General features: G+C 73.0%; 13 protein-coding genes. 2 read left to right on the top strand and 11 right to left on the bottom strand.

Annotated features, from left to right (window positions below):
- Positions 1–62: 62 nt before the first annotated feature.
- The 11 genes from ACEZDE_RS15560 to rhaI form a co-directional block, all read right to left on the bottom strand.
- Positions 63–383, bottom strand: coding sequence for an L-rhamnose mutarotase (locus ACEZDE_RS15560; RefSeq protein ID WP_380536763.1), 321 nt, complete (start codon positions 381–383; stop codon positions 63–65).
- An 86-nt stretch (positions 384–469) separates the two neighbouring features.
- Complete coding sequence (rhaS, locus tag ACEZDE_RS15555; RefSeq protein ID WP_380536762.1) at positions 470–1,567, bottom strand: rhamnose ABC transporter substrate-binding protein; 1,098 nt, start codon at positions 1,565–1,567, stop codon at positions 470–472.
- A gap of 104 nt (positions 1,568–1,671) precedes the next feature.
- Positions 1,672–2,700: an ABC transporter permease gene (locus ACEZDE_RS15550; RefSeq protein ID WP_380536761.1), complete on the bottom strand. Its 1,029-nt coding sequence runs from the start codon at positions 2,698–2,700 to the stop codon at positions 1,672–1,674.
- Positions 2,693–3,736, bottom strand: coding sequence for an ABC transporter permease (locus ACEZDE_RS15545; RefSeq protein ID WP_380536760.1), 1,044 nt, complete (start codon positions 3,734–3,736; stop codon positions 2,693–2,695). Before ACEZDE_RS15545 ends, ACEZDE_RS15550 begins: the two co-directional genes overlap by 8 nt.
- On the bottom strand, positions 3,733–5,253 hold the full coding sequence (locus tag ACEZDE_RS15540) for a sugar ABC transporter ATP-binding protein (RefSeq protein WP_380536757.1): 1,521 nt from the start codon (positions 5,251–5,253) through the stop codon (positions 3,733–3,735). Before ACEZDE_RS15540 ends, ACEZDE_RS15545 begins: the two co-directional genes overlap by 4 nt.
- A gap of 425 nt (positions 5,254–5,678) precedes the next feature.
- Positions 5,679–6,308 carry a LutC/YkgG family protein gene (locus ACEZDE_RS15535; RefSeq protein WP_380536755.1) on the bottom strand — a complete coding sequence of 210 codons (630 nt, stop codon included), beginning with the start codon at positions 6,306–6,308 and terminating at the stop codon, positions 5,679–5,681.
- Positions 6,305–7,729: a LutB/LldF family L-lactate oxidation iron-sulfur protein gene (locus ACEZDE_RS15530; protein ID WP_380536754.1), complete on the bottom strand. Its 1,425-nt coding sequence runs from the start codon at positions 7,727–7,729 to the stop codon at positions 6,305–6,307. Before ACEZDE_RS15530 ends, ACEZDE_RS15535 begins: the two co-directional genes overlap by 4 nt.
- Entirely contained in the window at positions 7,726–8,481 is a 756-nt protein-coding gene (locus ACEZDE_RS15525) for a (Fe-S)-binding protein (protein ID WP_380536751.1), read from the bottom strand. Before ACEZDE_RS15525 ends, ACEZDE_RS15530 begins: the two co-directional genes overlap by 4 nt.
- 79 nt (positions 8,482–8,560) lie before the next feature.
- On the bottom strand, positions 8,561–10,048 hold the full coding sequence (locus ACEZDE_RS15520) for a rhamnulokinase (protein WP_380536749.1): 1,488 nt from the start codon (positions 10,046–10,048) through the stop codon (positions 8,561–8,563).
- Positions 10,049–10,066: 18 nt separating this feature from the next.
- Positions 10,067–12,133, bottom strand: coding sequence for a bifunctional aldolase/short-chain dehydrogenase (locus tag ACEZDE_RS15515; protein ID WP_380536748.1), 2,067 nt, complete (start codon positions 12,131–12,133; stop codon positions 10,067–10,069).
- A gap of 399 nt (positions 12,134–12,532) precedes the next feature.
- On the bottom strand, positions 12,533–13,699 hold the full coding sequence (gene rhaI / locus ACEZDE_RS15510; protein WP_380536747.1) for an L-rhamnose isomerase: 1,167 nt from the start codon (positions 13,697–13,699) through the stop codon (positions 12,533–12,535).
- Positions 13,700–13,927: 228 nt separating this feature from the next.
- Between rhaI and ACEZDE_RS15505 the strand changes: the two genes are divergently transcribed.
- Together ACEZDE_RS15505 and ACEZDE_RS15500 are read left to right on the top strand one after the other, a co-directional pair.
- A complete protein-coding gene (locus ACEZDE_RS15505) occupies positions 13,928–14,647 on the top strand; it encodes a hypothetical protein (RefSeq protein ID WP_380536745.1) in 720 nt (239 codons plus the stop codon).
- A gap of 7 nt (positions 14,648–14,654) precedes the next feature.
- Positions 14,655–15,218: a TetR/AcrR family transcriptional regulator gene (locus ACEZDE_RS15500; protein ID WP_380536744.1), complete on the top strand. Its 564-nt coding sequence runs from the start codon at positions 14,655–14,657 to the stop codon at positions 15,216–15,218.
- Positions 15,219–15,267 lie beyond the last annotated feature (49 nt).

Genomic DNA, 15,267 nt, shown 5'->3' with positions numbered 1-15,267 from the left:
CGGACCACCGGTGACTGCTCATCGTATGGGGTCGCGCCCGGGTCCGAGCGCCGTGTCCTGGCTCAGGCCAGGTGGAACACCTCGGTCAGCGGAACCATCGCGGTGTCCGGGGCGGCTCCGTCCAGGGCCTCGAAGAACTCCGCCATCTCGGCCTGCCAGCGGGCGTTCACCTCGGTCCCGGCCATCGCCGCGAGCGAGGCGTCGAAGTCCTCGGTCTCCAGGTAGCCGACCAGGAGCCCGTCCTCGCGCAGGAACAGCGAGTAGTTCCCCCATCCGGCCGCGGTCAGCGCGGCCCGCATCTCCGGCCACACCGCCCGGTGCCGGTCCCGGTACTCGTCCAGCCGGTCCTGACGGACCTTCAGCAGAAAGCAGGCGCGCCGCACGGGCACTCCTCCTCACAGGGGCTGCGGGGTCCGGCCGGGCGCCGCCCAGCGGTGGCGGCGCCCGGCCGGACCGGAATCGGGACCGGTCAGAAGTTGAACTGGTCGATGTTCGCGCTGTCGAACACGGTGGGCGCGCCGAGGACCACCACGCCCTGCGCACCGACGGTGAAGGTGCCCAGGTCACCGGCCTTGAAGGTCTGCCCGGTGGCGCCGGTGATCTGGCCGGAGGCCAGCGCGGTGGCGGCGTAGGCGGCGAGGCTGCCCAGCTTGGCCGGGTCCCACAGCTCGAAGCCCTGGACCGTGCCGTTCTTGACGTAGGCGCGCATGTCGTTCGGGGTGCCGAGACCGGTCAGCAGCACCTTGCCCTTGTACTTGGACCCGGCCAGGTACTGCGCGGCGGCCTTGATGCCGACCGTGGTCGGGGAGATGATCCCCTTCAGGTTCGGGTACTGCTGCAGCAGGCCCTGGGTCTGCTGGAACGAGGTCTGCGCGTCGTCGTTGCCGTAGGCGATCTTGACCAGCTTCATCTTGGCGAACTGGGGCTTCTTCAGCTCGTCCTCCATGAAGCCGATCCAGGTGTTCTGGTTGGTCGCGGTCTGCGCGGCCGACAGGATCGCGATGTCGCCGGTGTAGTTGAGCTGCTTGCCGAGCAGGTCGACCTCGCTCCGGCCGAGCGCCTCGGAGCTGGCCTGGGAGATGAACAGCTGCCGACAGCCGGGGTTGGTGTCCGAGTCGTAGGTGACCACCTTGATGCCGTTGGACATCGCCTGCTTGAGCGCGGTGCACAGGGCGCCCGGGTCCTGGGCCGAGACCGCGATCGCGGAGACCTTCTGCTGGGTCAGCGTGTTGACGTAGGAGACCTGGCCCGCGGTGTCGGTGCCGCTGCTGGTGCCGACCTCCTTGTAGGTCTCGCCGAGGGAGGTCAGCGCGGCCTTGCCGCCGTTGTCGGAGATGGTGAAGTAGGGGTTGTTGACCTGCTTGGGCAGGAAGGCCACGGTCAGGCCGGTCTTGGTGGGGGCGTTCGGGTCGGCGGTGGCGCTCCCGGCCGCGGCCGGGGCCGAGGAGGCCGCCGAGTCGGTGGACTTCTTGGTGGTCCCGCCGCAGGCGGTCATGGCCAGGACGACGGAGGCGGAGACGGCGAGGGCCACGCCGAGGCGGCCGGCGGGGGCGTATCTCTGGGACATGGTGGTGGTTCCTCTCGCTGCCGCGGCAGCACATGGGCAGGCCGAAGCCTGGATGAGGGGTCGGGCAGGGACGGTGAAGGGAGAAAGCGGAAGGGGAGGGCGGGTCAGCTGCCGCCGACCGGGGCGGGCGCCGGGGCCGGCAGCCCGATCGACTGCCGGCGGGCGCGGGCGACCGCGAGCTGCCGGGCGACCCGCGGGCCGAGGACGGAGGTCACCAGCAGCACGCCGGTGACCACGATCTGGGACTGCGCCGAGACGTTGACCAGGCTCATCACGTTCTGCAGCGCGCCGAGCAGGAACACCCCGGCGACCGCGCCGCCGAGGGTGCCCCGGCCGCCGTCGAAGTCGATCCCGCCGAGCAGGACCGCGGCGACGACCGACAGTTCCAGGCCGGTGGCGTTGTCGTAGCGGGCGCTGGCGTAGTGCAGCGCCCAGAACACGCCGGTCAGCGCGGAGACGAAGCCGGTGGCGACGAACATGGACAGCTTCAGCCGCTTGACCCGCACCCCGCTGAACCGCGCCGCCTCCTCCGAGGCGCCGACCGCGAACAGCGAGCGGCCGATCGGCGTGGCGTGCAGCACCAGCACGGCGGCCAGCAGCAGCACCGCCCAGGGGATCGCGGCGTAGGGGATGAAGGTTCCGGCGATCCGGCCGGAGCCGAAGTCCAGGTACTGCTGCGGGAAGTCGGTCACCGAGTTGGCGCCCAGCACGATCTGGGCGATCCCCCGGTAGGCGGCCAGGGTGCCGATGGTGACGGCCAGTGAGGGCAGCCCGAGCCGGGTCACCAGCAGGCCGTTGACCAGCCCGCAGACGATCCCCAGCAGCAGGCAGATCGGGATGATCAGCTGGATCGAGTAGCCCGCGTTCCACAGCGCGCCCATGACCGCCCCGGACAGGCCGGCCGTGGAGCCCACCGACAGGTCGATCTCGCCGGAGACCACCAGCAGCGTCATCGGCAGCGCGATCAGCGCGATCGGCAGGGTGTTGCCGATCAGGAAGGACAGGTTCAGCGCGTTGCCGAAGTTGCCCACGAAGGAGAACGAGCAGACCAGCAGGACCACCAGCAGGGCGGCGACGACGGTGTCCCAGCGGACCGCTCCGCGCAGCCGGGCGGCGAGTTCGGTGTCAGCCATGGCGGGCGCTCCTCGTCTCCGCTGCCCGCTTCCGCAGCACACCGGCGACCCGCAGGGCCACGATCCGGTCCACGGCGATGGCGGTGAGCAGCAGGATTCCGTCGATGGCCTGGACCCAGACCGAGCTGACGCCGATCGAGGGCAGGACGCTGTTGATGGAGGTCAGCAGCAGGGCGCCGAGGGCGACCCCGTAGACGCTGCCGGAGCCGCCGGTGAAGGCGACGCCGCCGACGACCACGGCGCTGACCACCGTGAGTTCGTAGCCGGTGCCGGTGCCCGAGTCGACGTTGCCGAAGCGGGCCAGGTAGAGCGCGCCGGCCAGTCCGGCCAGTGCGCCGCAGGCGATGTACGCGGTCAGGATGCGCTTGCGGACCGGGACTCCGGCCAGTCCGGCCGCCTCCGGGCTGGAGCCCAGGGCGTAGGACTCGCGTCCGCTGCGGTAGTTCCGCAGGTAGTAGGCGACCGCGACCAGGACCACGGCGGCCAGCACGGCCAGGTAGGGGATCGCCGACACCCCGTCGTGGCCGAAGCCGGTGAAACCGGACGGCAGGTCGCTGGCGGTGATCTCGCGCGAGCCGACCCAGATCGAGTCGATGCCGCGGATGATGTAGAGCGTGCCGAGGGTGACCACCAGCGCGGGCACCTGGCCGATGCTGACCAGCAGTCCGTTCAGCGCCCCGAAGGCCGCGCCCAGCGCCACCGCCAGCAGCACCGCGACGAACGGGTTGCCGCCGCCCTGCAGGAAGTTCCCGGCGGCGAAGGCGGTGATGCCCAGCACCGAGCCGACCGACAGGTCGACGTTGCGGGTGACCACCACCATCGCCTCGCCGACCGCGACCAGCACCAGGATGGTCGCGTTCAGCAGCAGGTCCTTGATCCCCTGCACGGACAGGAAGGCGCTGTTGTCGATCTGGGTGGCGACCAGCATCAGCACCAGGACGGCGAGGATGGCCAGTTCGCGCATCTTCAGCACCCGGTCCAGCAGTCCCCCGGAGGCGGGGGCCGCGACCCGGACGGGTTCCAGAGTGGTGGTCATGCCGCCCTCCTCGTGACGCCGGTGGCCGCCGCCATCACCGACTGCTCGGTGGCCTCGGCCCTGGGGATCTCGGCGGCGATCCGGCCCTCGTGCATGACCAGCACCCGGTCCGCCATCCCGAGGATCTCCGGCAGGTCGGAGGAGATCATCAGGACCGCGACGCCCTGCGCCGCGAGCTGCGAGAGCAGCCGGTGCACCTCGGCCTTGGTGCCGACGTCGATGCCGCGGGTGGGCTCGTCCACGATCAGCACGGCGGGCGCGGTGGCCAGCCACTTGGCCAGCACCACCTTCTGCTGGTTGCCGCCGGACAGGGTGCCGACCACGTCGCCCAGCCGGGCGTACTTGACCTGGAGCCTGACCGCCCAGTCGACGGCGCGGCTGCGCTCGCCGGAGCGGTTCATCACCCCGGCCCGCGAGGTCTCGCGCAGCCCGGTCAGCCCGATATTGCGTTCGATGGACATGTCCATCACCAGGCCCTGCGCCCTGCGGTCCTCGGGGACCAGGGCCAGACCCGCGGCCATGGCCAGGCTGGGGGCGCCCGGCTTCAGCGGCTTTCCGGCCACCTCGACCGTGCCGCCGTCCCAGCGGTCCACGCCGAACACGGCGCGGGCCACCTCGCTGCGGCCTGCTCCGACCAGTCCGGCCAGGCCGACGATCTCGCCGCTGCGGACCTCGAAGGAGACATCGGTGAAGACGCCCTCCCGGGTCAGCCGGCGCACGCTCAGCGCGACCTGGCCGACCTCGGCGGGCAGCTTGGGGTAGAGCTCGTCCAGGTCGCGGCCGACCATCCGGCGGATCAGGTCGTCCTCGCCGAGGCCCTCGACCGGCTCGCTGGCGATCCAGCCGCCGTCCCGCAGGGTGGTGACCCGCTGGCACAGGGCGAAGACCTCCTCAAGGCGGTGCGAGATGAAGAGGACGGCCGCGCCCTGCTCGCGCAGGGTGCGCACCACGCCGAACAGCCGGGCCACCTCGCTGCCGGTCAGGGCGGCGGTGGGCTCGTCCATGATCAGGACCCGGGCGTCGAAGGACAGCGCCTTGGCGATCTCGACCAGCTGCTGGTCGGCGATGGACAGGCCGCGGGCGGGCTGCTCCGGGTCCAGGTCGACGCCGAGCCGGCGGAACAGGTCGGCGGTCGCGGCGTGCACGGCCTTGTGGTCGACCCGGCCGAACGAGCGGCGGGGCTGGCGGCCCATGAAGATGTTCTCGGCCACCGACAGGTCGGGAAAGAGGGTCGGCTCCTGGTAGATGACGGCCACGCCCGCGTCCCGGGCGTCGGCGGGACCGTGGAAGACGACGGGCTCGCCGTCCAGCATCACGGTGCCCTCGTCCGGCCGGTGCACCCCGGCCAGTGCCTTGATCAGTGTGGACTTGCCGGCGCCGTTCTCACCCGCCAGGGCGTGCGCCTCTCCCGCGTACAGGGCCAGGGAGACCCCGCGCAGGGCGCGCACGGCACCGAAGGACTTGCTCACCCCCTCGAGCGCGAGGACCGGAACCAGGTCCGGTTCGGGGTGGGTCATGGGGAGTCTCCTGGCTCTCCGGGCCACTGCGACCCGGGCTGTGAAATGTTTCAACGGAGTTGCCGTGAAGTTAGCTTCGGCCCCGGGGTGCGTCAAGGGATGCTCGCGACCCCAGCACGCTACCCAATCCGGGGACGGGCGCCCCGACCGGCCCCGACACAAACCCCGACCTGCGGAAACGTGCGCAGCAAGGGTGCTCGGCATCGATTGACACGATTCAATAACGTGCCCGAAATCGAGTCGGCCAAGGGCCTTCTCGGCCCTCCGGCCCCGCTCTCCCGGGGCCTGTCGGCGCCCCTCGACGGCCGGGCAGAATTGAAACGTTGTTCATCCGCCGTCCGGACATGCCGACGGCCCGGCCGCGGCCCGCGGCCCCCTCGGGGGGACGCGGACGCGGCCGGGCGTTGGCGGTGGGGGCCCGGGGGTCAGCCGAGCAGGACGACCTCGAGGGTGCGCGGGCCGTGCACGCCCTCGACCCGGTCCAGCTCGATGTCGCTGGTCGCCGACGGCCCGGAGATCCAGGTCTGCGGACGCGTCGGATCCAGCCTCGGCACCGCCCGCGGGACCGAGGCCACCACCTGCTCCGGCACCCGGACCACACAGAGGTGGTGGTCCGGGACCAGGGTCAGCGCCCGGCGGCCCTGGCCCGGCCCGGCGTCCAGGACCACCGTCCCGGTCTCGGCGATGGCCAGGGCGCAGCCGGTCAGCACGCTGTCGACGGCGTCCAGCCGGTCCGCGCCGAGCGGGGGGTCGTCGCGGAGCAGCGGGACCCCGCAGTCCGCGGTCCAGGCGTCCGGGAGGCCGTCCGGGACCAGCAGCGAGCGGGAGCCGCGCCGGGCCAGCAGCCGGGCGATCAGCGCGGGCAGCTCGGGCTCGGTGCAGCGGTGCACCAGGGCGCGGTAGTCGGCGAGGTTCTCGGCCAGCAGGTCCGCCAGCGCCCCGGGGTCGTCCGGGGCATGGCTGTCCCGGTAGTCCCGCGGCACCGGCGCGGGCTCCGGGGCGTCCTGGACGGCTGCCCTGATCCGGGCCAGGATCTGGTCGCGTGCGGAGGTCATCGGCGGTTCTTCCTCCACCAGTCGCGGAACGGTTCTTCGGGGAACTCGGGCAGGTCGCGGCTGTCGGTCCAGGCCTTGGCCGGGCCGACCGGGAGCTTCCTGGGATGGAGCCGGCGGGTCTTCGCGGCCAGCCGTTCGGCGGCGCCGAGGGCGGCCGGGTGGTCCAGCAGCCAGGTCGCCGCCCTCATCCCGACCCGTTCGCCGCGGTGGCCGGGGCCGCCCTGGTCGGCGACCTGCTCGCGCAGGTGCACCAGCACCTCGGGGATGTCGATGGCGACCGGGCAGACCTCGTAGCAGGCCCCGCACAGGGTGGAGGCGAACGGCAGCGAGGCGTCGACCGCGCTGGCCGTGCCGCGCAGCTGCGGGGTCAGGATGGCGCCGATCGGCCCCGGGTAGACGGAGCCGTAGGCGTGCCCGCCGGCCCGCTCGTAGACCGGGCAGACGTTGAGGCAGGCCGAGCAGCGGATGCAGCGCAGCGCCTGCCGGCCGACCTCGTCGGCCAGGGTGGCGGTGCGGCCGTTGTCCAGCAGCACCAGGTGGAACTCCTCCGGGCCGTCGCCGTCGGTGGTGCCGGTCCAGGTGGAGGTGTAGGGGTTCATCCGCTCGGCGGTGGACGAGCGCGGCAGCAGTTGCAGGAACACCTCCAGATCCCGCCAGGTCGGGATGACCTTCTCGATCCCGACCACGGAGATCAGCGTCTTCGGCAGGGTCAGGCACATCCGGCCGTTGCCCTCGGACTCCACCACCACCAGCGTCCCGGTCTCGGCGACCAGGAAGTTCGCGCCGGAGACGCCGACCTCGGCCCGCAGGAACTTCTCCCGCAGGTGCAGCCTGGCCGCCTCGGCCAGCTCGGCCGGGGCGTCACCCAGGCCCTCGGGGGCGGGGCGGCCCCACTCCCCCATCTTCTCGGCGAAGATCTCACGGACCTCGCCGCGGTTCTTGTGGATCGCCGGGACCAGGATGTGCGAGGGACGGTCGTCGCCGAGCTGGACGATCAGCTCGGCCAGGTCGGTCTCGTAGGCGGCGATGCCCTCGGCGGCCAGCGCCTCGTTCAGCCCGATCTCCTGGGTCGCCATCGACTTGACCTTGACCACCTCGGTCCGGCCGGTCGCCTTGACCAGGTCGGCGACGATCCGGTTCGCCTCCTCGGCGTCGGCGGCCCAGTGCACCGTGCCGCCCGCGGCGGTGACCGCCGCCTCGGCCTGGAGCAGGTACCGGTCCAGCTGACGCAGCGTCTGGTCCTTGATCTGCTTTCCGGCCTCGCGCAGCTGGGCCCAGTCGTCGAGCTCGGCGACGGCGCGGGCACGCTTGTCGCGGATGGTGTGGGTGGCGTGGGTGAGGTTGGCCCGCAGCCGGGCGTCCTTGGTGGAGGCCTTCGCCGCCTCAGGGAACGCGGGCATGCCGAGGTAGGTACCGCTCATCGCAGGGGCTCCGTCCGGGTGGAGGCGAGGATCTCGGCCAGGTGCACGGCGCGCATCGGCGCCGCGTCCCGGCGCAGGGTGCCGTCCAGGTGCAGCAGGCAGGAGTTGTCCGCCCCGCAGAGCACCCCGGCCCCGGTGGACAGGGCGTTGCGGACCTTGTCCGCGCCCATGGCGGCGGAGACATCCGGGTTCTTCACAGCAAAGGTGCCGCCGAAGCCGCAGCACTCCTCGGCCCCGGGCAGCTCGACCAGTTCCAGGCCCTCCACCGCCTCCAGCAGCCGCCGCGGCCGGTCGCCGAGGCCGAGCATCCGCAGCCCGTGGCAGGACGGGTGGTAGGTGACCCGGTGCGGGTAGTAGGCGCCGACGTCGGTCACCCCCAGCACGTCCACCAGGAACTCGGTCAGCTCCAGCACCCGCGGCAGCAGCGACTCCGCCGCCTCGGCCAGCGCGCCGCCGCGCCCCTCGGCCCGTGCCTTGGCGCCGATCCGCGGGTAGTTGTCGCGGACCATCGCCGTGCACGAGCCGGACGGGGCGACCACGTAGTCGTAGCCGTCGAAGACCTCGGCCATCCGCCGCAGCAGCGGCTCGGTCTCGCGCCGGTAGCCGGTGTTGTACTGCGGCTGGCCGCAGCAGGTCTGCCCGGCCGGGAAGTCGACCTCGACGCCAAGCCGTTCCAGCAGCACCGTCACGGCCCGGCCGGTGCGCGGATGGATCGCGTCGTTGACGCAGGTCAGGAAGAGTGCGACACGCATCGCGGCTCCTTCGGGCGGTCGGCGGGCGGGTCGTCGGTCATCGGGCTTCGGACGTAAGAGGTGGTCGGGCGGGCGGCGGTCATCGGACCAGGCCCGCGCGGGCGGCGGCGGCCGACCACGCGGACGGGTCACCGCGCGGAGTGTAGCGGCGCAACCGCTGGGTGTCCGCGACCAACCGCCGCATCTCGGCCCGGTCGTGCACCAGCCCGTGGGCGCGGGCCTGGACCAGGACGTTGCCCAGCGCGGTGGCCTCGGTCGGCCCGGCGACCACCGGCAGTCCCGCGGCGTCCGCGGTGAGCTGGCACAGCAGCTCGTTCCGGCTGCCGCCGCCGACCAGGTGGATCACCTCGATGTCGCGTCCGGCCAGCTCGGCGGCCCGGCGCAGGGTGCGCGCGTGCGCCAGCGCCAGCGCCTCCAGCACGGTGCGCACCAACGAGCCCTGGTCGGCCGGGGGGCGCTGCCCGGTCCTGACGCAGAAGGCCTCGATCCGGGCCGGCATGTCGCCGGGGGCGAGGAACTCCGGGGCGTCCGGGTCGATCACGGCCGCGTGCGGCCGGGCCCGCGCGGCCTGTTCCAGCAGTGGGCCCAACTGGTGCGGCCTGCCCTGCGCCTGCCAGCTCCGCTGGGTCTCGCTGAGCAGCCACAGGCCCATGATGTTGCGCAAGTAGCGGGTGGTGCCGTCGATGCCCAGCTCATTGGTGAAGTTCGCGGCCCTGGACTCCTCGCCGAGCACCGGCGCGTCCAGTTCCAGACCGGCCAGCGACCAGGTGCCGCAGGAGACGTAGCCGAAGTTCGGCCGGTCCGCGGGCACCGCGACCACCGCGGACGCGGTGTCGTGCGAGGCGACCGCGGTCACCGGGGTGCTCTGCGGCAGCCCGGTGGCGGCGGCGGCCTGCGGCAGCAGGGTGCCGCAGGGGTCGCCGGGCTGCCGCAGCGGCGTCAGCAGCCCGGGATCGATCCCCACTGCCCGTGCGAGCTCGCCCGACCAGGCCTGCCCGGTGCTGTCGTACAGGCCGGTGGTGGAGGCGTTGGTGGCCTCCGCGCCGATCGTCCCGGTCAGCCAGTGCGTCAGCAGGTCCGGGATCAGCAGCAGCCGTCGGGCCGCCGCGGACTGCGGCGTGCCCGCCTCGGCGGCCAGCTGGTAGAGGGTGTTGAAGGGCAGGTGCTGCAGTCCGGCGATCCGGTAGAGCCGGCTCGCGCCGATCGCCTCGCGGGTCCGCTCGGCGACGCCCTCGGTCCGCGGGTCGCGGTAGTGGTGCGGATTGCCCAGCAGCGCCCCGGCGGCGTCGAGCAGGCCGTAGTCCACGGCCCAGCTGTCCACCCCGATCGAGGCGACCGGGCCGGACCGGCCGGCCGCGCGCAGCCCGTCCAGCACCCCCTGGTAGAGCCCGAGGATGTCCCAGTGCAGCCCGGTGGGCAGCTGGACCGGGGTGTTGGCGAAGCGGTGGACCTCCGTCATGTCGATGCTGCCGTCGCCGACCCGGCCGACGACCACCCGGCCGCTGGTCGCGCCGAGGTCGGCCGCCACGAAGGCGGCCGGGGATGGTGGGGAGGAGGAGGGGTTCACGTGCTACCTGAGGGGGTGTCAGCGCAGGAACGCGGCGGCGACGCCGGCGTCCACGGGGATGTGCAGGCCGGTGGTGTGGGTGAGGTCGCCGCCGGTGAGGGCGAAGACCGCGGCGGCGACGTGCTCGGGCAGCACCTCGCGCTTGAGGATGGTCCGCTGGGCGTAGAACTCGCCGAGCTTGTCCTCCTCGATGCCGTAGGTGGCCGCGCGCTGCGCGCCCCATCCGGCCGCGAAGATCCCGGAGCCGCGCACCACGCCGTCCGGGTTGACCCCGTTGACCCGGATCCCGTGCTCGCCCAACTCCGCTGCCAGCAACCGGACCTGATGCGCCTGGTCGGCCTTGGTGGCGGAGTAGGCGATGTTGTTGGGACCGGCGAAGACCGCGTTCTTGGAGGCGATGTAGACGATGTCGCCGCCGAGGCCCTGCTCGGCCATGGTCCGGGCGGCCTCGCGGGAGACCAGGAAGGAGCCGCGGGCCATGATGTCGTGCTGCAGGTCCCAGTCCTCGGCGGTGGTCTCCAGCAGCGGCTTGGAGATGGAGATGCCCGCGTTGTTGACCACCAGGTCCACCCCGCCGAAGGCCAGCGCGGCGGCCTTGAACGCCGCGGCGATCTGCTCCTCGCTGGTGACGTCCACGGGGACGGCGACGGCCTTGTCGGCGCCGCCCAGCTCCTCGGCGACGGCGGCGGCGTTCTCCGCGTTCAGGTCGGCGACCACCACGCAGGCGCCCTCGGCGACCAGCCGGTGCGCGATGGCCTTGCCGATGCCGCTGCCGGCGCCGGTGACCAGGGCGACCCTGGTCGCCAGCGGCTTGGCCGCGGGCATCCGCCGCAGCTTGGCCTCCTCCAGCGCCCAGTACTCGATGGCGAACTTCTCGGACTCCTCGATCGGGGCGTAGGCGGACACCGACTCGGCGCCGCGCATCACGTTGATCGCGTTGAGGTAGAACTCCCCGGCCACCCGGGCGGTCTGCTTGTCCTTGCCGAAGGAGAACATGCCGACCCCGGGGACCAGCACGATCGCCGGGTCCGCACCGCGGATCGCCGGGGAGTCGGGGGTGGCGTGCCGGTCGTAGTAGGCCTGGTAGTCGGTGCGGTAGGCGGTGTGAAGCTCCGTCAGCCGCGCCTTGGCCAGCTCCAGCGGGGCGCCCGGCGGCAGGTCCAGGACCAGCGGGCGGACCTTGGTGCGCAGGAAGTGGTCCGGGCAGGAGGTGCCCAGCGCGGCCAGCCTCGGATGCTCGGCCCTGGCCAGGAAGTCCAGCACCGGTTCGGTGTCGGTGAAGTGGCCCACCTGCGGGTGGTCGGTGGAGGCCAGCCCGCGGATCAGCGGGGCCAGCGCGGCGGCACGCTCACGGCGCTCCTCCAGCGGCAGCGGCCCGTGGCCGTCCAGCAGCGGGCCGAACGGCTCGGCCTTGCCCCGGGCGGCCAGGAAGGCCTCGGCAGTGCGGATGATGTGCAGCGAGTTGGCCTCGGCCTCGTCACTGCTGTCGCCCCAGGCGGTGATCCCGTGCCCGCCCAGGACGCAGCCGACGGCCTGCGGGTTGTCCCGCTTGATCGCGGCGATGTCCAGCCCGAGCTGGAAGCCGGGACGGCGCCAGGGCACCCAGGCGACGGTGTCGCCGAAGCACTCGGCGGTCAGCTTCTCGCCGTCGGCGGCGGTGGCCAGCGCGATGCCCGAGTCCGGGTGCAGGTGGTCCACGTGCGCAGCCTCGACCAGGCCGTGCATCGCGGTGTCGATGGACGGGGCGGCCCCGCCGCGGCCGTGCAGGCAGTAGTCGAACGCGGCGACCATCTCGTCCTCGCGCTCCACCCCCGGGTACACCGCGGCCAGCGCGCGCAGCCGGTCCAGCCGCAGGGCGGCCAGGCCGGACTCGGTCAGGGTGCCCAGGTCGCCGCCGGAGCCCTTGACCCAGAGCAGCTCGACCTCGCCGCCGGTGGCCGGGTCGACAGCGGTGCCCTTGGCGGAGGTGTTCCCGCCGGCGAAGTTGGTGTTGCGCGCATCCGACCCCAACCGGTTGGAACGCGCGAGCAGCGCGGCGACGTCGGGGTGCGGCAGGGGCAGCGGGTGCGGGTGCGGGTGCGGCATGGTGGCAGTCCTCGATGCAGAGTGTCGGTGTGTGGTCGAACGGTGAACGGCCCCCGGGGGAAGGGCCGGTGTCACGGCGGTGCAGGACGGGACGGGCCCGGATCGCCCTCCGGGCGGCGAGCGTCGGTGGGTGGCGGGGGCACCGCGCGGCGGGCGAGGTCAGGGTCACCGGGCAGGGCCCGGAGGGCGAGTGCGGCATTCACCGGGCTCACCGGGCCCAACAGGCCCGCCGCAGGCGCCGCAGGCGCCGCAGGCAGGGTGCGCCCCGGCGCTCCGTGACGGGCGTCGCGACGCGAGCCCGCCGCGGCTCCCCCCGCCCCCGCCGCCCCGCTCCCCCGCCGAGGCTCCCCCACCGCCCCGATCACCTCCGCCAACCCGCTCACCTCTGCGGCCCCGCCGCTACGCGCCCCAGCCGGCCTGCGCGCCGCCGACCCTTTCGGCGACGATCCGCTGCTGCCAGCCGCTCGCGGCATACCCGGCGACCGGGTCCGGGTTCAGCCCCTGCTCCTCCCGGACCTCCCGCAGCAGCGGCCGCACATCCGTGTTGTAGGCGTCCATCAGCACCGCGTTCGCCCCCAGCACGTCCCCGGCCTGCTGCGCAGCAGCCAACGCGGCCGAGTCGACCAGCAGCGCCTTCGCCGTGGCCTCCTGAACGTTCATCACCGAGCGGATCACCGCCGGTATCTTCGCCTCGATGTTGTGGCACTGGTCGAGCATGAACGCCACGCCCCGCTCCGGCGCGAAGCCGCCGTTCCTGACCACCTCGTGCAGGATCCGGAACAGCTGGAACGGGTCCGCCGCGCCCGCCATCAGGTCGTCGTCGGCGTAGAAGCGGGAGTTGAAGTCGAACGCGCCGAGCTTGTCCTCGCGCAGCAGGAACGCGACGATGAACTCGATGTTGGTGCCGGGCGCGTGGTGCCCGGTGTCCACCACCACCTTGGCCTTGGGGCCGAGCCGCAGGCAGTGGGCGTAGGAGGTGCCCCAGTCCGGCACGTCGGTGGTGTAGAAGGCGGGCTCGAACAGCTTGTACTCCAGCACCATCCGCTGGTCCTCGCCGAGCCGGGCGTAGACCTCGTCCAGTGCCTCGGCCAGCCGGTCCTGCCGCCCGCTGATGTCGTCCTGGCCGGGGTAGTTGGTGCCGTCGGCGAACCACAGCTTGAGGTCCCGCGAGCCGGTGGCGTCCATGATGTCGACGCAGCGCAGCAGGTGGTCCACCGCCTTGCGGCGGACCTTGGGGTCGGGGTGGGCGACGCTGCCGAGCCGGTAGTCGTCGTCCTGGAAGGTGTTGGAGTTCACCGCGCCCAGCACCAGGCCGCGGTCCGCGGCGAACGCCGCCAGCGCGGCGTAGTCGTCGACGGTGTCCCACGGGATGTGCAGCGACACCCGCGGCGCCACGCCGGTCGCGGCGTGCACCTGGGCCGCGTCCTCCAGCTTCTCGAACGGGTCGCGGGGCACGCCCTCCTGGGCGAAAACCTTGAACCGGGTACCCGAGTTGCCGTAACCCCAGGAGGGAGTCTCGATCTCCTGGGCCTTCAGCGCCGCCTTCACCGCGGACAGATCCGTCATGGGATTTCCCTGTCATCCATTAAATGAATCGTTTCATGCACGGGCAATGTAGCCCGGCCCGGCCCGGCCGTCAAGGGAAGCCGAGAAGCACAGGAGCCGCACTGAACAACGATTCAAACCACACGGCAAGCGCCAGGGTCGGGGCAGCGGCAGCCCTTGCGCTCGTCGGTTAATAGGGATAACTTATGGCTAGTGACATTAACCAACCCGACCGGGGAGCCCACCGCCATGACCACGCTGATCACAGCCACCGCAGCCACCGCATCCGCCACCCGCGCCACCGACCCGCGCACCCGCCGTCGCGGCCTGCTGTCGCTGCCCGCCCTCGTCGGCGTCGGCTACTCGCTCTCCTGGGTCGCCGCGCTGTCGGTCGGCCCCGGGAACCTCGCCGCCGACGCCACCGGCGCCCAGGTCGCCGCCGCCTACCTGGGCCACGGGGCCGCCGGCGCGGCGCAGTACGTCCTCTCCGAGGGCCTGCCCGCTGCGGGCCTCGCGGTGATCGGGCTGGCCCTGGCCGCCGCCGCGCGACGGGACGGCCGGATCCGCGCCACCCGGACGGTCGCCGTCGGCGCGCTCGCCGCCGCGGCGATCTCCGCCGTCCAGTGCCTGCTCGGCCTGCTGCTGGTGCTCTCCGCGGTGCCCGACGCGGCGCACGGCGGCGGCACCGGCCGGGCGCAGCTGCTGTTCGAACTGGTCAATAGGATGGACGGCGTGAAGATGCTCGTGCTGGCCGTGCTCGCCCTCGGCGCCGCCGCCCTGGCCAGGACCGGACTGCCGGCCCGCTGGCTGCGCCACCCCGACTACGCGCTGGCCGCGACCATTACCGCGTCCGGCGTCGGCTACCTGCTGCTGCAGGACGGACTGGCCCTGTTCGCCTACCTCTCGCTGCCGCTGCTGATGCTCTGGGCCACCGGCACCGGCCTGGCCCTCGCCCGCAAGGGCCGGTGACGGCGGGATGCCGCGCCCCGGCCTGACCCGTCCGCGCATCATCGCCGAGGCCGCCGCCGTCGCCGACGAGACCGGGCTCGAACGGCTGACCCTGGCCGCCGTCGCCAAGCGCTGCGGGGTGTCGCTGCCCGGCCTCTACAAGCACATCGACAGCCTCGACGCAGTCCGGCGCGACCTCGCCGTGCAGGCGGTCCAGGACCTCACCGCGGCGATGGCGATGGCCGCCGCGGGCCTGGCCGGACGGGACGCGCTGCACGCCGTGGCCGCCGCCTACCGCGACTTCGCCGCCGCGCACCCGGGCCTGGCCGCCGCGGGCGTCCGCGCCCCCGCCCCCGGCGACGCCGAGCACGCCGCGGCCGGGCTCGGCGCGGTCACCGTCCTGGCCTCGGTGCTCAAGGGCTACGGCATCGAGGGCGACGACGCCACCGACGCGATCCGCAGCCTGCGCGCCGTGCTGCACGGCTTCACCAGCCTGGAGGCGGCCGGCGGCTTCGGCCTCCCGCAGTCGGTCGACGGCAGCTTCACCCGGCTCGTCGACGGGATGGACGCCGCCTTCCGGCAGTGGGTCTGAAATCTCCGGCGACATTCTCCGCCGACGCCGTGTCGATCCGCGGCCGTCC

It is taken from the genome of Streptacidiphilus cavernicola (assembly GCF_042510955.1).
Classification (GTDB): domain Bacteria; phylum Actinomycetota; class Actinomycetes; order Streptomycetales; family Streptomycetaceae; genus Streptacidiphilus; species Streptacidiphilus cavernicola.
The sequence above is the reverse complement of the archived record's forward strand: the minus strand, read 5'-3'. Positions and strand labels throughout refer to the sequence as shown.